This is a genomic window from Advenella mandrilli, from assembly GCF_016595155.1.
Taxonomy (GTDB): domain Bacteria; phylum Pseudomonadota; class Gammaproteobacteria; order Burkholderiales; family Burkholderiaceae_B; genus Advenella; species Advenella mandrilli.
Genome location: NZ_JAENGP010000002.1, coordinates 259724 through 278438, shown reverse-complemented (window position 1 = coordinate 278438; position 18715 = coordinate 259724). Strand labels below are relative to the sequence as shown.

The window sequence follows — 18715 nt, the reverse complement described above, 5'->3', positions numbered from 1 at the left end:
TTTAATAATAGCCATTCAAGGACATACCTTATGACCGTAAAATTAATATGTGTGGCGCACACGCCAATGATGGACCATTGCTCACCTGGTGACAAGGTCGAAAAGGAAGCACGTGCCGCTTTTGCCAAACTTGCGGCCGAGGTCGATGCATACAATCCGGATCTGATCGTCGTTTTCGCTCCCGATCATTTCAACGGTTTTTTCTATGATTTAATGCCTGCTTTCAATATAGGCATTCGTGCATCGGCCGCCGGTGACTGGGATATTGGCAAAGGCCCGCTTAACGTTCCTGAAGACAAGGCGCTGGCCTTAACCCAGGACGTACTGGATCAGGGCATTGATGTCGCCTATTCCTATCGCATGCAGGCAGACCATGGCTTTACCCAACCCCTGATGCTTCTGTGCAATAGCCTGACCAAATACCCTGTTATCCCGATCTTTGTTAACGGCGCGGCAAAACCCCTGCCAAGCTGCAAACGTGCAGTTGATCTGGGCAAGGCAGTTGGAAAGCATCTGTCCAAATCCGATCAGCGTATTTTAATTATCGGATCCGGTGGCTTGTCACATGATCCTCCAACGCCTCAAATGGGCTCGGTTCCCCCAGAAGTTGAAGAATTCCTGATAGCAGGACGCAACCCCACCCCTGAAGCCAGGAACAAGCGCCAGGCCAATGTTGTTGCCACTGGCCAGGCACTGGCCAAAGGCGAAGGGCCATCCATTCCCCTTAATCCTGAATGGGACATGGCCTTGATGGAACAATTCAAAAATGCCGATTTCAAGCGCATTGCCGCCTACACCAATGAAGAAATCCAGCGGGATGGTGGCAAAGGCGGACAGGAAGTCCGGGCCTGGATGGCTGCATTCGCGGCCCTGTCTGAATTTGGTCCTTACGATGCCGAGATTGTCTATTATTACCCCATCAAAGAATGGATTGCTGGCATGGGCATGATGACAGCGCAACCCATTTAAATTAATCCTGGAAAAATTCAATGAATAAAGAAACTATTATCATCATTGGAGCAGGCCAGGCAGGCGCAACCGTGGCAGTACAGTTGCGCCAGGATGGTTTCACAGGACGCATTATCCTGGTAGGAGACGAACCTCATTTGCCCTATGAAAGGCCCCCTCTTTCAAAAGAAAGGCTGTTAACACCCGATACGGCCAACTGCCAAATTTTTAGTGCTGACTTTTATGCTGAAAAACACATCGAAGTCAGAAACAACGAAAAAGTCACCGGCATCAATACGCAAACCCGCCAAGTACTGTTGGCCAATGGCGAAAAACTGGATTATTTCAAGCTAGTGCTAACGACAGGCGCAAGTGTTAAACATATCCCCATGCTTGATGAGCTTGGTGACAGGGTTCATACACTCCGGACCATTGACGATGCCGATATGCTCAGGCTTTCCCTATCGCCAGGAAAACGCATTGCCATTATTGGCGGTGGTGTGATCGGCCTGGAGCTGGCATCCACGGCCATTGACCTGGGTTGCCAAGTCAATCTGGTGGATACCGGAAACCGTGTCATGCGCAGAAGCGTTCCCCCCATTCTCAGTCAGTTCCTGTTTGAACGGCATCAAAAAAACGGTGTTCAATTCCATATGAATACCGTTTTACGCACTGCCAGCATCAACCAGGACAACAGTTTTACCCTGACGCTGGAAAACGGCACTTGCCTGCAAGCAGATGCCATTGTTTACGGAATTGGCGTTGAGCCCAATATTAATCTGGCCATCCAGGCCGGCATCCAGGTTAACAATGGCATTGTAATTAACAGTCACGGGCAAACCTCCGACCCGAATATTTACGCAGCCGGAGACGTTACCGCATGCTGGCAAGGGCAAACACAAACATTTACCCGCACTGAAACATGGGAAAATGCCCAGAATCAGGCTATTACTGTTGCCAAATCCATTCTTGGGCTGGTAATCCCCGAGTTTTCAGCACCCTGGTTCTGGACCGACCAATGTGGATTAAATATCCAGCTTTGCGGTCAAATGAACGCAGACCAATGGATTTGTCGCGGTGACATGAACGCCCCCGAAGGATTTATTCTTTTCGGTTTCTTGCAAGATATCCTGGTTGGTGCCATTACGGTCAACCAAGGCAGGGAAATGCGTAATCTGAAAAAAATGATCGCCCTGCAACATCCTTTTTGCAAGGCAACCCTTGAAAACCTGGAAACTAGTTTACGCCAATTAAGCACGGCTGTTTAATTGCGTCTTTGCCATTCAACAATCAGCCTGTCATGCTGGCATCTTTGACCGTATCCGTCAAAACCGGAATGGCAGGCCCTACACCCAGATAAGAAAACAGGTCTTTCGGGTCGGCCAGATCGGGCACCAATGAAATGGACTGCATCAAACCCAATTCTTTTGCCACATCACGCATGAACCGCATGGCAGAATAATCTTCCAGTGCAAACCCGACCGAATCAAACAGCGTTACCTGATTATTATCACTGCGGCCCAGTTTTGTTTGGCCAAACACTTCCCATAAGTGCACCACCGGAAAATCCGTCGCCACATTCTGCAACTCCCCTTCAATCCGGGTCTGCTCTTCAAACTCAACAAAAACCGGACCCATTGACAGAATATCGGGATGCAATTCCGTCTTGCCGGGTGAGTCACCCCCCACGGCATTAATATGCATGCCCGGCTCTATCATATCTGGGGTAATAATATGCGCTTTGGCGTATTCAGCCGTTACCGTGGTAATAATATCCATACCTTTAACCGTACTGGCCACATCACTGCTCATCACAAACTTTATGTCGGTATGGGCCAGGTTGCCCGCCAGTTTTTCAGAAGCCTTGGGGTCTTTATCATACAAATGGATTTCTTCAATACCCAGCAGGTAATGAAATGCCAGTGCCTGGAATTCAGCCTGAGAGCCATTGCCAATTAAGGCCATGGTACGGCTATTTTTACGGGCCAGGTATTTGGCCGCCAAGGCAGATGTTGCCGCTGTCCGGAAAGCCGTTGTCAGGGTCAATTCTGAAATTGCCCTTGGCATGCCTGTGGCCACATCAACCAGGGCACCGAATGCAATCACGGTAGACAAGCCCTTGGCCGGATTATGCGGATGGCAATTCACATATTTAAATGCATAATGTTTTTTATCGGCAATTGGCATCAGCTCCATGACCCCATTTTCCACATATTTGGCGACCCGTTTGGATTTATCAAATTCCTCCCAGCGCAAATAATCCTTCAAAATATAATTGGCTACCCCGTCAAGACAGGTTTTCATGCCTTTTTTCTGAACAATGGCCGCAATATCCTGTGGACGGATCAATTCAGTCATTAACTGATTCTGTAATAAGGCATTCATGCGGGGTCTCCTGTATTTATACTTATCATTCAAACTATTAGCCATAGTTTGACGCATGACGCCATCAATTTACAGCCCACATTTTGCATACTTTTTGGCAGTTTTCTATCATAATGATAGAACACATTACCGGAATGACAATGATGGATACAATTGACCAGACACTTATTGCCCTTTTACGCCAGAATGCCCGTTATACCGTGGCTGATCTGGCCCAGAAACTGCAGGTATCGCGCGGCACGGTACGCAACCGCATGCTGAAACTGGAAGATGAAGGCGTGATTACCGGTTATTCGGTGCAGCTGCGCCCCACCAGCCAGAACCGGCCCATTACCGCCTGGATGAGTATTGCCATTGAAGGCAACGCCACCCGGCAGGCAGTGGCCAGCTTGCTGGGTGAACCCTGCGTGGTTGCCCTGCATGACACCAATGGCCGCTGGGACTTGCTGGCCGAACTGCAGGCGCAAACCCTGGATGAACTGGCGCAGTCCCTGGAACGGATCAGGCTAATTAAACATATTAGCAATTCAGAAACCAGCATTCATTTAAAAAGTTATAAATAATCGCAGTACTTTGGCTTTAGTTAATGTTAACTATGGTTTATGACCAAATCAGCAATCGTATTATTATCAATGGTCTCACCACTTAAATACTTCATTAAAACCTCACTACCCATTTCAGGCAATGAAAATATATAATCAACGTGCAAAAGTTGCAATTTCCGGCGATTACGTTCTTCATTAATCATGGTAATTGTTTTAACTTTATCACCCGCAATTTCTTTCACCGCCAATAAAATATAGGTATTTTCCACATCGCTCTTTTCCAATGCCATCACACAATACGCATCTTTCACAGAAGCCTTATCCAGGGTCGCGATCTCGGCAACCTCACCTGACACAACAATTGCATCTGAAGGAAATAAATCCCGGTTTTTTTCATCACATACAATGACAGTCTGCAGACCCCGTTTTTTCAAGCCGTTATAAACAAAAACCGCCAATTGGGAAGAACCTGCAATAACATAATGATTTTTCATCTTTAACAGCCTTTTATGTACAATTTTACGGGTATCACTGGCTGCAATGCCTGCCAAATACACAATTGAAGTGGTAAAAATAGTAATACCTAAAACAACAACACTAATCGCAAAAATACGTGCTTCTGTGCTTACTGGCACAATATCCCCATAACCCAATGTTGTCATGCTGATGATAGAAAAATAAAATGCCTGGAAAGCATCCGTAATTTTTGGATTGAAATGCGGGCCCAAATATAATGAACCCAATACTGAATATATAATAAGTAAAACAATGCTGAATAAAGCTAACCCTGCCGTATTACTTATATTTTGATTCGGAAAATGTTTCCAGTTACGTATTAATAAAACCAATAAAACAAAAGAATAAACGCCATGAAAAAAATAGGCACTACCCAATGTTATATCAAGGGAAACTAATAAAACCAGGGCAAGAATACTAAAAAAACAGGCCAGGCGTGCGCCTGCAAACATGAAAAAACCAAATAAAACCAGGCAAGTACCCAAGGCAAACCTGGGCAATTCAAGTAAATGGAAAAAACCCAATGTTTGCATCCAATGCACAAACTCTTCAGTATCTTTGACAAAGTTACCAAAATACTTATATAAAACCGGTAAAGTCAGCCATAGCCCGTTAATAATACCCAGCAATGACAGGAAAACCCGTAAATTCAATATTAGTTGAATCAACGAGCCAATATGTTTTATTGCATTCATAACAGTCCAAAAAGGTATTCAATAACCAGTAATTGCCATCCTTGATTTATTCATTATTACGCAAAAAAGCGCTCACTTTTTCAATCAAGGTGGATACCATGTGCGGTATTGTACCAACCATCCTCTACCAGACAGTATTTATTCTTTCGGTAGGCTCACGCATAATAAACGTCACCCCTTGTCACAATTTTTTGTATGGCCCTTATCCCTTTAAATACCACCCATGCATAAATATTTCACGACAAGATAGTCATCAAGCCCGTAATGAGAGCCCTCACGGCCAAGGCCCGACTGTTTTACGCCACCAAAAGGGGCTGCCTCATTGGAAATGATGCCTGTGTTAATGCCCACCATTCCATATTCCAACGCCTCGGAGACACGCCATACACGACCAATATCACGACTGTAAAAATAAGCCGCCAGACCAAATTCGGTATCGTTGGCCTGATCAATGACTTCTTCGTCTGAATGAAATCTGAAAACGGGTGCTAACGGCCCAAACGTTTCCTCATAAGCCACTTTCATTTCTGCCGTTGCATCCGCAATCACCGTTGGTTCGAAAAAAGACAATCCCAATGCATGCGGTTTGCCGCCAGCCAATATCCGTCCGCCTTTTGTAAGCGCATCAGCCACATGTTCCTCCACCTTGTTGACGGCCGCCTGATCAATTAAGGGCCCTTGAGTAACCCCATCGTCAAAGCCATTGCCTACTTTAAGCTTACCGACGGCATTCACCAATTTCTGGCAAAATTCATCGTATACCCTATCATGAACATAAAAACGATTGGTACAAACGCATGTTTGGCCCGTGTTCCTGTATTTGCTGGCCATGGCACCTTCTACCGCGGCATCCAGATCTGCATCTTCAAAAACAATAAAAGGTGCATTTCCGCCCAACTCCATCGACACTTTCTTGATGGTGCCGGCACTTTGCTGCATTAATAACCGGCCCACTTCAGTAGAACCGGTGAAAGAAACCTTTCGTACCAAATCATTGGATGTCATTTCACCACCAATGGCCGATGCAGAGCCGGTTATGACTGAAAACACCCCGGTAGGCACACCCGCCTCTTCAGACAACACCGCCAGCGCCAAGGCCGAGTAAGGTGTCTGGGAAGCGGGTTTAACCACAATCGGGCATCCGGCTGCCAATGCGGCCCCCACTTTACGGGTAATCATGGACGAAGGGAAATTCCAGGGCGTAATAGCAGCACAAACGCCTATCGGTTCTTTGGTTACCACAATACGTTTATCGCGAGAAGGCGCTGGAATAGTATCGCCATAAACCCGCTTTCCTTCTTCGGCATACCACTCCAGATAAGACGCGCCGTAAGCGATTTCACCTTTTGATTCGCTTAACGGTTTACCCTGCTCTGCCGTCATGATACGTGCCAGATCGTCTGAGTTTTCTATAATGAGTTCAAACCATCTTCTAAGAATATTTGATCTTTCCTTGGCTGATTTATTACGCCACGCTTTCCAGGCGGCATCCGCCCCCTCAATGGCCTGTCGTGCTTCAGCGCTGCCCATTTTGGGAACCAACCCCAACACTTCTTGCGTTGCGGGATTAATAACCTGAATGGTTTCACCCCCATCAGCGTCACTCCAGATACCGTTTATGTAACATTGCTGCCGAAACAAACTTGAATTTTTTAACATCAACATTATTTTCTCCATTTACTCTATTTTTCTGACAGTCAATGCCAATCTCAACTGGCCCTGAACCAGGATTTTTAATTTTTCTCCAACGCCTGACACAAACCATGATTAATAATACATGCAGACATTTTTCAGGATGCTACCATGATACTTAATAATTAATCAAAAACCACAGGAGACAATATGAACACCCCTGCCACCTCTATTCTTGAAACCGCCACAATGAATGGCGTCGTGACCCTGCGCCTTAACCGCCCCAGTCAGTTCAACGCACTTTCCGAAGACATGCTGCAAGCCCTGCTTGAGCAGCTTGATATTCTGCAACGGGATGACTCCCTGCGGTGCGTAGTGATAGAATCGGCCGGCAAAGCCTTTTGTGCCGGTCACGACTTAAAGGAAATGCGCAGCCAGCCAACCCTGAGTTATTACCGTTACCTGTTTGCCAAATGCGGCAAGGTCATGCAGGGGCTTCAGGCCCTGCCGGTTCCGGTCATTGCCAAAGTTCATGGTATTGCCACGGCAGCAGGATGTCAGCTGGTCGCCGCCTGTGATCTGGCTATCTGCACCAGTTCGGCCAAATTTGCGGTATCAGGTATTAACGTTGGCCTTTTCTGCTCAACACCTGCTGTAGCCTTAAGCCGGAATATATCTTCCAAACGGGCTTTTGAAATGCTGGTCACTGCCAGGTTCATTGATGCCCAAACCGCCACAGACTGGGGATTGGTTAACGATGTCGTCGCTGAAACAGAGCTGAATGCCAGGGTTAACCGTTTGGTAGATGATATTCTGGCCAAAAGCCCCACTGCCATCCGCTACGGCAAACAAATGTTCTACAAACAAAAGCAAATGACGCTGGCTGATGCATATGATTTTGCAGGTGACACCATGGCACGCAATATGATGGAAGAAGATGCCCGGGAAGGCATTGATGCTTTTCTGGAAAAAAGACCAGCTGTTTGGAAAAGCTGACGTACATCATTTATCCGACTGCACACAGGCTTGTAACAGTCGGATAATGCCGCAAACATATATACCACACCCTATTTTTCAACAATCGTTAATACAGATCATGAATAACAAAATCCTGTATTGACTTCATCATAGTTAAGGTATCTAGATATGTGATATCTCCAATCTCAAAATTGATCTATCTCAAGCTTACCTCTAAGTGTTTTAATTTAATCCAAGAAAACACTCATAAAAAATTAATACAAAACATACATAGGATCTTGAGATTATGCCAACCGATCAAATCAATGACTTCCTGAGAGGAGACTTCAGTAGTTCCGAATATGTGCAAAAAGCACGTACATTGGTACCGACACTCAAAGAACGTTCAACAGCACAATGGAATTGTCCAAAAATATTTGATGAAACCATTACCGATCTTCAAAACGCCGGTTTTTTTCAAATGCTTCAGCCAAAACGATGGGGCGGTGCCGAAACAACACCAATAGAATCATTTGAAGTAGCTTCCATCCTGGCCGAAGCTGATCCATCGGTCGCCTGGGTCTTAGGCGTCATTGGCATTCACCACTATCATCTGGCATTTTTTGATCCCAAAGCCCAAGAAGAAGTCTGGGGAAACAATACCAAAACTCTGATCAGCTCCCCCTACGCACCAGGCACTGCCAAACGCGTTGAAGGTGGTTACCTGCTCAGTGGAAAATGGAGTTTTTCCAGTGGCAGTGACCATTGCGACTGGACATTTCTGGGAGGCAATATTGAAGGTGAAGAAAACACAGGCAAGACCAAACAATCTGGAATGGCACAATATTGCTTCTTACTGCCACGTAGTGATTATGAAGTTATGCCCAATTGGGATGTACATGGACTACGTGCCACAGGCAGTAACGATATCCTCGTCAAAGATGCTTTCATCCCCGAACATCGAGCCCTACGCTGGGAATCTGTCTTAAACAATGACGCCCCTGGCTTAAAACTAAATGACGGTTTTCTTTATAAAATCCCTTTTTTCCAAATTTTTTCCAGAGCAACACAAGCCCCCAGTGCACTGGGTGCTTTAAAAGGGCTGGTTCAAACCTTTATTGATTTCAACTACAAAAAAGTCAGCCGCCATGGCGTTGGCATTAGCGCAAACCAAGCCGCTGTTTTAGCCGTTTCCCAAGCTCTTTCTCATGCGGAAGAAATGAAATCACAAGTATACAAAAACTATGCACGCGTAATTACTGAGGTACTGGGAGGCACCACCGTCAGCATGGACGAGCGACGTCAGTTTCGCTTCCAAAGTTCACAGATCCCCCCTCGTTGCACGCAACTGGCTTCTGAACTTTTCAGATTAAGTGGCGGTCATGCCATTTATAAGCAATATGATTTTGGTCGCTTATATAACGACATTATTGCCATTCAAAGTCATCAACTAAACAACTATCAACATCATGCCAATGCTTGGGCCGGTACCTTACTGGGTGATGAAAAAATGGCACAAAACTATTTTGCCTGAGTACATAAAATAATTACGACAAAATAAATATACGGAGATCTAATGAATAAATTCCTGTTAACCACTCTATCCCTATTAACCGTTTCTGCTGTTCAAGCAAGTGGAACAGATAACTTTCCCAATCAACCCCTAAAAATAGTGGTACCGTATGCGGCCGGTGGCGGTACCGATATCATGGCACGACAAGTAGGCCGTGCACTTAGTGAAGTCGTCAAGCAGCCCGTTATTATTGAAAACAGACCGGGTGCAGGTACTTCTATTGGCGCCACTGCCGTTACCAACTCAAACGCCAACGGTTACACCCTTTTGTGGGGTGATAACGCCACTTACGCCACTAATACAGCACTTTACAAAAACTTGTCTTATGACCCCGTCAAAAGTCTTAGGCCGGTTAGCACCGTCCTGACCGGATCACTCGTACTTTCAGTTAATAAAAACCTGCCTGCCAATAACATTAAAGAATTTATTGAATATGCAAAATTAAACCCTCAAACAATGAGTTATGGCACGGCAGGCAATGGAACCCCCCATCACCTAATGATGGAAGCCTTAAAGTTAGCCAGTGACAACATAAATATTGTCCATATCCCCTATCAGGGAGAGGGCCCAGCTATGCAAGACCTGGTTGGTGGCCAACTACAAACTATGTTTTCCGGCGCTCGTCTTGCATCAGCACAAAGCAAGGACGGGAAAATCAAAGTACTTGCGGCCTCCGGTAAAGAGCGTAATCAAATCTTGCCAGATATTCCCACCATTTCTGAATCTGGACTACCTGATTTTGCTTATGAATACTGGCACGGCATCTCTGTCCCCGCAGGCACGCCCGATGCAATTGTCAATAAGCTGAATGCAGCTTTAACAACCACACTGGCAAATAAAGAGCTGGTTGACTGGATCGCCACTACAAGCGGCGCATATCTCAGAAGCAGTACGCCTGAGGAAATGGCAGAAAAAATCAAGGAAGACATTGCCAAATCTAAAGATTTGGTCACAAAAATTGGTTTGTCATTAGATTAAAAATAATTTTTAACTTAAATTATTAACTGGAAATGAAATGAATACAACACGTCAGGCTTTCACTGGACATTTTTATCGTGATCCCCATACATGGATTGACTCAAACGGCACACAAAACTGGGTATGCCGTGCTGCCAATTTTGTAGTAGTGGCCAGCCAGGCAAAAAAAAATGCGGTTATAAGCAGAAGTGCCTCACAACAAAGCGATGAATATTTCATTGTGCTGCCAAAAAATTCAGCGGCTATTGTCAATGCCAATGACCAAGAAATAAGCAATGATGGAGATTCTCTATTTATCGCTCCTCCAGGAGACAGCCAAATCCGTATGCTCAATGATGGCTGGGTCTATCGTATTTTTAGTAAGCATGCCAAAGATTTACTTGAGCTTGCCCCCAATCACCAGGACTGGGCCAATGTTGCCGATGTAGCCGAACTAACAAACTGGCCCGCTCCAATTGATGGATACAAGCTACGACACTATCAACTGAACGACTATATCCGTACTGATACCACTATGCGACTTTTCCGTACGCGTAATTTAATGGTCAATATTTTCCTGCCAAGTACAGCCCCCCGAGATATACAAAAACTGTCACCACACTCCCATCCAGACTACGAACAAGGGTCGTTAGCTATACAGGGTGCCTATATTCATCATTTACGTTACCCATGGACACCAGATCTATCAACTTGGCATGAAGATGAACACATTGTTGCCTCAGCACCTTCCATGTGCGTCATCCCTCCCAATGTCATTCATACCTCACAAGCGGTTGGTGAAAAAGGCATGCAGCTGGTAGATATTTTTGCACCTCCCCGCCAGGACTTTTCATTAAAACTCGGCTTAGTCTGTAATCACAATGAATACCCCCTGCCTGCAGACATTCAACAATAAATTATTGAATTTTTAATACTTAAAAAACAGGATGCGAGATGACAAACCGTTTTATTGAAACCCTGAAGACAGCAGATGTCTGCCAATTTGGAACCTGGGTCAAACTGGACTCTCCGGAAACCCTTGAATGCCTAGCTTTGGCAGGCTTTGACTTTATTGCGATAGATATGGAGCATGCCCCATTAACTTTCCAAGCCGCCTATCGTAATACCGTCATCGCCCAAGGACTGGGTATGAAAGTACTGGTGCGCTTACCAGACAGTACCGGTGCTTATGCCCAAAGAATCCTGGATTGTGGCGTTGACGGTGTCTTGATACCCCGTGTCCGCTCAGTACAGGAAACAAACGATGTAATGGACGGTATGATTTTCAGCCCAACAGGGAGCCGCGGACTGGGTATTACCTCACGAGCCGGTCATTGGGGATTAAAGCCCACACCACAATACGTCGAAGAAGGCGATCATGCCATTTTACGTATCCCTCAACTAGAAGACCCGGAAGCACTTGCCCAAGCTGAAGATATCCTGAAAGTACAAGGCGTTAATGGTATTTTTGTTGGCCCGGGTGATCTGGCACTTTCAACTGGCAAACCAGCCTCACATCCTGATAACAGCATCTTAATAACAAACCTGATCAGCATTGCCAAACGTTTGAATATTCCTTGCGGTACTGCTGTTGGTGATGCAAATGCAGCACTTCAAGCCAAAGAGAAGGGATTCAACTTTGTCATGATCAGCAATGACCTGAGCCTCTTTGCCAAATCCTCGGCAAACTTGCTTAAACAACTCAAAGGCTAGGTTATGGATAATCCATATCAAACACGTCAAAAAAAACTCGGCCCCAAGGTTGATCTCAAGGGCTTATGCCCCTTAACCGTGGAAAGGGCTGAAAGGGGTTATCGGTTAAACAAATTTTTAACCAGCATGCGTTCTCCCGAACAACGATTGCTTTTTATCAATGATGAGAACCTCTGCATGGATCGTTTTGACTTGAATGATCAGGAAAAAGAAATGGTACGCAATCGTGCCTTTACACAAATGATGCAATATGGGGCTTCTACAGTCGCCCTCGGCAAAGCCAATGGTGCTTTCAAAATCTCTTTAATGGAAAGAGGTGCTAAAGCACTTGGCATGAGCGTGGAAGAATTTATAACAAAACGCAAAGCAGCAAACAAAGGATATTCATGGGACATTTAATTGGTGCGATCGGGTCTTCACACGCCCCTTCCATTTCATTTGCCTTTGATGCAAAACATCAGGACAGGGCTGAATGGAAACCTTTTTTCGACGCATACCAGCCTGTTCATGACTGGCTAAAAGCGCAGGCCGTCACGACCATGATCGTAATCTATAACGATCACTTGAACCAGTTCCAGTTTGATGCCTACCCTACTTTTGCCATGGGAATCTCCCAATACATGAATATCGCTGACGAAGGCATGGGCGCACGCGATTTTGCAAAGATACCGGGTGCAACAACATTGGGCTGGGATCTTGCCAAATCGCTGTTAGCCGATGAATTTGATATGACCATTTGCCAGGAAATGCAACTTGATCATGGCGTCATGTCAGTCCTTCCTTTGCTCATGCCCTCGACCTGGCCAATACGGATCATTCCCATACATGTCAATGTGTTGCGTGAACCCCTTCCCACCCCACACCGTTGCTGGGCACTAGGAAAAAGCATTGGTCGCTTTATCAAAAACACGTCTAGCAATGAACGGATTGTTGTAACTGCGACAGGAGGTCTGTCACACCAAATCCATGGCGACAACTTCGGTTTTGTCAATCCTGAATGGGACAACCGCTTTATGGATTTAATCACCCATGAACCCGAAGTTCTGGCACAGGCCAGTCATGAGGATTTTATTTATCGCGGTGGGATGGAGTCGGTCGAAATGATGCTCTGGCTCACCATGCGTGGTGCACTATCTGAAACTACCAGATCCCTTAAAGAAGTCCAACGATTTTATTGGGCACCAATGTTAACCGGTTACGGCCTGCTGGCTCTGGAAGCCGAAAACTAAATAACTTTTATTTCTTGAATTGGAGAACTAATCAATGCGACAAAGTATTTATATTGATGGATTTTCACATGGCAACAACCCTATACCGGCAGCTTGCCTGCACCGCAACCATTTAATTACTGGCGCCATCTTTGGCACCGATACCTCAATAGGAAAAATACCCGAATTGGCAGAGCAACAATGCCAATTCATGTTTGCCAACGCACGTAAAATTCTGGAAAAAGTAAACGCCACTTGGGATGATGTAGTAAAAATGACTTTTCTCATCAAACCTGATGTTGATCGTGCCCTGATTAACCAGTATTGGGTTGATATTTTCCCTGATGAGCTGACACGCCCCGCACGTCATGTCATTGTCTCTCACACCTTGCCTGCTACACAATACATGCAATGTGATTTTCTAGCAATTTTAGACAAGTCAAATTAAATACTTGTCCCCCTACTCCCGGTTATCAATTATGGATATTAAACTCAATACCCCACAGGCTATCGAAAGTGGTGATCCTGAAAATGACTTGCGTGCATTCAGACGGTGCTTATCCCAATTCGCCACAGGCGTCACTGTCATGACTGCATGCAATGGCCAGGAGTTAGCGGGAATGTCTGTTAATTCATTTGCAGCACTTTCTCTTGAGCCGCCCTTAGTTCTTTGGTCCATTCGCAAAGAATCATCCAGCCTGGACATCTTTCAAAAAGCTAAACATTATGCTGTCAACATCCTTGCGGACACTCAAGTTGAGCTTTCAAATCTGTTTTCCAAAGGTGGTGAAGAAAAATTCAATCATGTTGCCTGGCATAAAGGAAAACTAGGAGCTCCTTTACTTGATAACGTTATTTGTACTCTGGAATGCAGTCTTGAAAATATAGTCGATGGCGGTGATCATCTTATTCTCATTGGCCGAGTCAGACATTACGCCCGTTATGATGGTACCCCGCTGCTGTTTTATCAAGGAAGATACGGTGTCGCAAATGATTGGACTGCCTTAATGAATAAATCAACGGCCTCCAATAATCAACAAGACTCTGCTTCACAATCCACGCCAGTTTCTTTACTGCGTCGTCTGCATTATGTCAGCCACCTTATTTCTTCTCGTTTTAACACACAAAGACAGCAACTGGGCATCAGCGTTGCCGAATTCAGGATCTATGGCTGGCTGAAATTACAGGCAATGTCAGAGCAAAAACTTCAAGCGTGCATTTATCTGAGCCAGCAAGAAATTAAAGACGCTTTACAGGAAATGAAAGGACGCAATCATATAGAAGGTCAACTTGGCTCAAGTAAAATCAGCCTTACCAATGAAGGCCTGGAGCATGCACGGTTTATTCATCAAAAAGTGAAAAATTTTGAAACCAACCTAACCAACAATATAGACAAAAATGATTTGGAGACTGCATTACGTGTCATTGATAGCCTGATAAGCCATACAAAAAATGCTTAAAAAAATTATTCCGTGTCAGATTCAAATCCTAGCACGGAAGTACATTTTCTTGACTATAAAGTCTACTTCAATCAAGCATTCATACTCCATTTTGACGCGTGAGACCACGCCCCTTTCTCCAGCAAATAATCTATTTCTTTCTGAAGAATGGTATACACCTTATTAATTGCTAACAAGTTAGGCGATTTTCTGGACTTCACCAAGTACAAATTCCAGCATACTAAAGGCGATTTGAAAGGAATCGCTTCTACCTGACCGGTTTCAACAGAATAACTCCATGAAGTACTCAGACTAAAAATGGTACCGCCGACTCCTTGCTCTACCATCCCTCTGGTAACAAATGAACCATCAGTTTCAAACACAATATTCGGACGAATATTATTCAAAACGCATAATCTGTCTATCATCACTCTTAAAATATGCGGTTTTGAAGGCAGAATCAACGGTATTTTAGGTAAATCCTTAATCAACAATTCAGCAGGTATATCCCCATTAAACTTATCTTTCAGAATTTTCTTATCACAGAAAAGATGTAAACGTTCTGTCATTACTGGCATGATATCGTAATCAGGCCCTATTTCACTGTTATATACCAACGCAATATCCACTTCCCCGCGACTGAGCCAGCCATGAACCTGAGAAGGTGAACCTTCAAGAAACTCCAAGTGCACCAATGGCAAAGACTCTAGTTTTCTTTTATAAACTCTGGGCGCCAACAAACTGCTACTTCTTGGCGGAAAAGCAATGCGTACCTTCCCCGCGGGCTCTTTAACAAAAGAAGAAAGATTTTTCTCCATGTCTGATATTTCATCAACAATTACCTCGACCCTGGACAAAAACATTTTTCCGGCTTCCGTCAAGATAACACCACGTGCGCTTCGCTCAAGTAATAACGTTCCCATTCTTGACTCTAGACGTTTAACTCGTCTGCTTAATGCTGATTGTGCTATGCACAAGTCAATGGCAGCCTTACTAAAACTGCCTGCACGTACTACTGCAACAAACGCACTGATATCTTCAAAAAACATTCCTTCCTCTTTTAGTTTTTATTTAATAATAATTTTTATTGAATGATTCTATAGTAATAAGCAAAACATCCACAATTTCCACTGATTTTTACAAATAGAATATGTAAGCAAACTAATCGTCAAAAAACGATTACTGCAAATAACACGATACTTTTAAACACTGGACGCTCATACACAAAGAAATAGCGGATGATCAATATAACTCATCCGCTATTTTTAAAACTAAATATCACCTACTTTAAGCTTCCATTACAAGTTCAGCGTAAGTCTACTCAATCTCAAAAAACCTTACAACCCCTGCAATTTCTCCAGATCAATCGCCTTGGCGTATTCTTTCTTGTCGTCCATGCTGGCAGAACCGTCAATCGTCACCATGAAACGGTTGGCAACCACCATGGTCAACTGGCCGTCTTTGCCTTCCATAGCCATTTGCTTGCCAATACGGGTCATTTTGCCCATGGAGCCGGCAATCATGGGGTTTTGGAAAATACCCATCATTTGCGACAGCATGGGGGAATCACCCACAATTGATATTTTAACTTTCGTGTTATCTTTGGAGTAATCACGGGATACCGCCATACCGCCGCCAAACATCATGCCACCCTGGCCGTCATCAGAAACTTCCCCTGCTTTCCAGCCTGCTAAAGCTTCTGGTAGAAGTTGGCCCAGCGCTTTGGCATTAAGCTGATTGATTAATTGGGTAGCCATGCTTAATGACTGCTTGGCCATCACGTAATCCTGGGCCTGATAGGATTCCAGCGCCTCTTTGATGGCATCTTCCACTTCATCGGCATGTGCCATACTGCCAACGCTTGCCAGAACACCTGCCGCACAAATGGCGATCATTGATTTTTTCATCATTTCCCCTTTAAAAATGAAACAAAACATTTCAATTTAACTGTAGCATAATAATCAAATAATACCTACGGTTATCCCTTTCCATATTGATCTGCCCCCAGGAGAAAACAATGCTGCAGTTCTTTCACAAAACGGGTGCCCTCATTATATTTGCCCTCACGCTATGGGCCAATCCGGGTATTGCCCGATTTGCTTATGCCACCTCAGTACAGGTGCTTGAAAACGGGCTGGCCTACCCTTGGGCAATGGCTTTTCTACCTGCCAATCAGGGTATCCTCATTACCGAACGGCCCGGTCAATTGCGTGTATGGACGGAACAATCAGGGCTTTCAGCACCCATTACCGGTGTACCCAAGGTATTTAACCGGGGTCAGGGTGGCCTGCTGGATATCGCCCTGGCTCCCGACTTTGCCACCTCCCGCCATGTTTATCTTTCATTTGCCGAAGGGGGCAATACTGGCAAGGCGGGTACCAGTGTGGGATATGGCCGGCTTTCCGAAGACATGAAAAAACTGGACAACTTCCAGGTGATTTTCCGTCAGGAACCCAAGCTTTCCAGCGGAATCCATTTTGGTTCAAGACTGGTGTTTAACGACAATGGCTATCTGTTCATTGCGCTTGGAGAAAATAACCAGCGCCCTACCGCCCAGGATCTGGACAAACTACAGGGCAAAATCGTGCGCCTGTTTCCCGATGGCCGCATTCCCAAAGATAATCCATTCGTCAATGTGCCCGGCGTACGGCCTGAAATCTGGTCATACGGTCATCGCAACCAGCAAGGCGCCGCCCTTAATCCCTGGACTCGTCAATTATGGACGCATGAACACGGCCCACGTGGTGGTGATGAAGTGAACATTCCCGAAGCAGGCAAAAACTACGGCTGGCCAGTCATTACCCATGGTATCAATTATTCGGGCACCCCTATTCCTGAAGCCGCTGGCACCCATGCCAAGGGAATGGAACAACCCGTGTATTACTGGAAAGTATCCCCGGCCATCAGTGGCATGGCCTTTTATGACAACAATACATTTCCCAAATGGAAAAATTCGCTTTTTATTGGTGCACTAGCTGGGGAGCGGCTGATCCGTTTAAACGTAAGCGGCAATAAAATCACCGGTGAAGAAAACCTGCTGCAGGCGCGCAATGAACGCATTCGCGATGTACGTGTTGGCCCGGATGGTTATGTCTATGTATTAACCGACGCCAGCCAGGGAAAATTGCTAAAAATTTCCCCTTGACCTACAAGGAATAAAACTTTTCCCCCGTAACGGGCTGCCTGAATGATCTCCTATCCACCTCAGATACCCCCGTTAACTGCATATATTCCTTTTTCAGGATATGGCCGTTTTCCATATGCACCCGCTGATAAACCGGCAAGTCAATATCGCGATCATCGCTTAACAAGATCACGTTGCGGTGTTGGCTTAATTCATTCAGAGCGTCATAAACGGCAGGGTGAGCATCTGCCGGTAACTCGTACAAAATGACAATCGGTGAATTCTTTAAAAAAGCACGGGCAATGCCAATACAATACAATTCGTCTTTAGACAGGGAGGGTACGGCAAGGCACATAGATGTCTTGTAACCGTTTCTGAAACCCTTAATAAAGCGGTCACATTGTGCGGCAGCCGCTGCCTGCTGAACCTCGCTATCTGACGCTTCCGGGCGGGCCGAACGAATATTGTTCAGTATGCTGTCATTAAATAAAAACACATTGCCGTGCACCATGCAAAGCAATGCTTCCAGCGCACTGGCAGGCAAATCACAAATATCCATGCCGCCAATCCGGATGGTACCGGCAAAGTTTTTTGTATATCCCATTAAAAGACGCAGCAACGTCGCTTTACCGCAACCGACAGGCCCAACCAGGCTGGTAATGGTGTTTTGTGGCAGTGACAGGTTAATGTCGTATACAGCGGCATGTGTACTGCCTTCATAACGGAAGGCGACCTGTTCAAAGGTAATGTCATTGTTGGCAGGCAGCATGCCCACATGATCTGCCACAACCGGTTCTTCATTTTTCCTGACACAAAACCCGCATGCCTTGCAACACCCCGCCTTTAATGCTGCCGAGCAGACAACAGGCAAGATACGCAGGGTATTCAGGGAGGTACGTAACGAGTGCACAAGTTTTTCCATAATTCCGGCAAATGCATTTAAATAAGAATGGTTCTTATTATCATATAAAACCAGGATTAAAGAAAGCAAATCTTCTTGGCTTCAATTGAAAACTGCCTGTA

19 protein-coding genes are annotated in these 18715 nt (G+C 45.2%); 13 read left to right on the top strand and 6 right to left on the bottom strand.

Going from position 1 to position 18715, the window contains the following annotated elements; all coding sequences use genetic code 11:
- The first annotated feature begins 30 nt into the window (after nucleotides 1–30).
- Nucleotides 31–969, top strand: a complete 939-nt coding sequence (locus JHL22_RS02900; protein ID WP_200233583.1) for a 3-carboxyethylcatechol 2,3-dioxygenase — start codon at nucleotides 31–33, stop codon at nucleotides 967–969.
- Between the two features lie 20 nt (nucleotides 970–989).
- The gene (hcaD, locus tag JHL22_RS02895) at nucleotides 990–2216 is read left to right on the top strand and encodes a 3-phenylpropionate/cinnamic acid dioxygenase ferredoxin--NAD(+) reductase subunit (protein ID WP_200233581.1); all 1227 of its coding nucleotides are present in this window, start codon (nucleotides 990–992) and stop codon (nucleotides 2214–2216) included.
- Nucleotides 2217–2238: 22 nt separating this feature from the next.
- On the opposite strand, the gene ocd is transcribed toward hcaD, so the two are convergent.
- On the bottom strand, nucleotides 2239–3333 hold the full coding sequence (ocd, locus tag JHL22_RS02890) for an ornithine cyclodeaminase (RefSeq protein ID WP_234041071.1): 1095 nt from the start codon (nucleotides 3331–3333) through the stop codon (nucleotides 2239–2241).
- 143 nt (nucleotides 3334–3476) lie between these two features.
- Here ocd and JHL22_RS02885 point away from each other — a divergent pair, with 143 nt between their 5' ends.
- On the top strand, nucleotides 3477–3896 hold the full coding sequence (locus tag JHL22_RS02885) for an Lrp/AsnC family transcriptional regulator (protein WP_200233700.1): 420 nt from the start codon (nucleotides 3477–3479) through the stop codon (nucleotides 3894–3896).
- A 26-nt stretch (nucleotides 3897–3922) separates the two neighbouring features.
- Here the strand turns inward: JHL22_RS02885 and JHL22_RS02880 are convergent, their stop codons facing one another.
- Together JHL22_RS02880 and gabD are read right to left on the bottom strand one after the other, a co-directional pair.
- Nucleotides 3923–5089 carry an ion channel gene (locus tag JHL22_RS02880; protein WP_200233577.1) on the bottom strand — a complete coding sequence of 389 codons (1167 nt, stop codon included), beginning with the start codon at nucleotides 5087–5089 and terminating at the stop codon, nucleotides 3923–3925.
- Between the two features lie 210 nt (nucleotides 5090–5299).
- Entirely contained in the window at nucleotides 5300–6754 is a 1455-nt protein-coding gene (gene gabD / locus JHL22_RS02875) for an NADP-dependent succinate-semialdehyde dehydrogenase (protein ID WP_200233574.1), read from the bottom strand.
- A gap of 177 nt (nucleotides 6755–6931) precedes the next feature.
- Here gabD and JHL22_RS02870 point away from each other — a divergent pair, with 177 nt between their 5' ends.
- The 9 genes from JHL22_RS02870 (at nucleotide 6932) to JHL22_RS02830 (ending at nucleotide 14589) form a co-directional block, all read left to right on the top strand.
- Nucleotides 6932–7717: an enoyl-CoA hydratase gene (locus JHL22_RS02870; RefSeq protein ID WP_200233572.1), complete on the top strand. Its 786-nt coding sequence runs from the start codon at nucleotides 6932–6934 to the stop codon at nucleotides 7715–7717.
- A gap of 268 nt (nucleotides 7718–7985) precedes the next feature.
- Complete coding sequence (locus JHL22_RS02865; RefSeq protein WP_200233570.1) at nucleotides 7986–9212, top strand: acyl-CoA dehydrogenase family protein; 1227 nt, start codon at nucleotides 7986–7988, stop codon at nucleotides 9210–9212.
- Between the two features lie 42 nt (nucleotides 9213–9254).
- Nucleotides 9255–10229, top strand: coding sequence for a Bug family tripartite tricarboxylate transporter substrate binding protein (locus tag JHL22_RS02860; protein WP_200233568.1), 975 nt, complete (start codon nucleotides 9255–9257; stop codon nucleotides 10227–10229).
- Nucleotides 10230–10266: 37 nt separating this feature from the next.
- Nucleotides 10267–11124, top strand: coding sequence for a cupin domain-containing protein (locus JHL22_RS02855; RefSeq protein WP_200233566.1), 858 nt, complete (start codon nucleotides 10267–10269; stop codon nucleotides 11122–11124).
- A 38-nt stretch (nucleotides 11125–11162) separates the two neighbouring features.
- On the top strand, nucleotides 11163–11921 hold the full coding sequence (locus JHL22_RS02850; RefSeq protein ID WP_200233564.1) for an HpcH/HpaI aldolase family protein: 759 nt from the start codon (nucleotides 11163–11165) through the stop codon (nucleotides 11919–11921).
- A 3-nt stretch (nucleotides 11922–11924) separates the two neighbouring features.
- A complete protein-coding gene (locus tag JHL22_RS02845; RefSeq protein ID WP_200233563.1) occupies nucleotides 11925–12320 on the top strand; it encodes a hypothetical protein in 396 nt (131 codons plus the stop codon).
- Nucleotides 12308–13150, top strand: coding sequence for a class III extradiol dioxygenase family protein (locus JHL22_RS02840; RefSeq protein WP_200233562.1), 843 nt, complete (start codon nucleotides 12308–12310; stop codon nucleotides 13148–13150). The genes JHL22_RS02845 and JHL22_RS02840 overlap by 13 nt, the downstream gene beginning before the upstream one ends.
- A 34-nt stretch (nucleotides 13151–13184) precedes the next feature.
- Complete coding sequence (locus tag JHL22_RS02835; RefSeq protein ID WP_200233560.1) at nucleotides 13185–13577, top strand: RidA family protein; 393 nt, start codon at nucleotides 13185–13187, stop codon at nucleotides 13575–13577.
- Between the two features lie 31 nt (nucleotides 13578–13608).
- On the top strand, nucleotides 13609–14589 hold the full coding sequence (locus tag JHL22_RS02830) for a flavin reductase family protein (protein WP_200233559.1): 981 nt from the start codon (nucleotides 13609–13611) through the stop codon (nucleotides 14587–14589).
- Nucleotides 14590–14660: 71 nt separating this feature from the next.
- Here JHL22_RS02830 and JHL22_RS02825 read toward each other — a convergent pair whose 3' ends face one another.
- A complete protein-coding gene (locus tag JHL22_RS02825; RefSeq protein ID WP_200233558.1) occupies nucleotides 14661–15617 on the bottom strand; it encodes a LysR family transcriptional regulator in 957 nt (318 codons plus the stop codon).
- A gap of 288 nt (nucleotides 15618–15905) precedes the next feature.
- Nucleotides 15906–16478 carry a hypothetical protein gene (locus JHL22_RS02820; RefSeq protein ID WP_200233556.1) on the bottom strand — a complete coding sequence of 191 codons (573 nt, stop codon included), beginning with the start codon at nucleotides 16476–16478 and terminating at the stop codon, nucleotides 15906–15908.
- Between the two features lie 107 nt (nucleotides 16479–16585).
- On the opposite strand from JHL22_RS02820, the gene JHL22_RS02815 reads away from it, so the two are divergent.
- A complete protein-coding gene (locus JHL22_RS02815; protein WP_200233555.1) occupies nucleotides 16586–17713 on the top strand; it encodes a PQQ-dependent sugar dehydrogenase in 1128 nt (375 codons plus the stop codon).
- Nucleotide 17714: 1 nt separating this feature from the next.
- On the opposite strand, the gene JHL22_RS02810 is transcribed toward JHL22_RS02815, so the two are convergent.
- On the bottom strand, nucleotides 17715–18614 hold the full coding sequence (locus JHL22_RS02810) for an ATP-binding cassette domain-containing protein (protein WP_200233553.1): 900 nt from the start codon (nucleotides 18612–18614) through the stop codon (nucleotides 17715–17717).
- Between the last annotated feature and the right edge of the window lie 101 nt (nucleotides 18615–18715).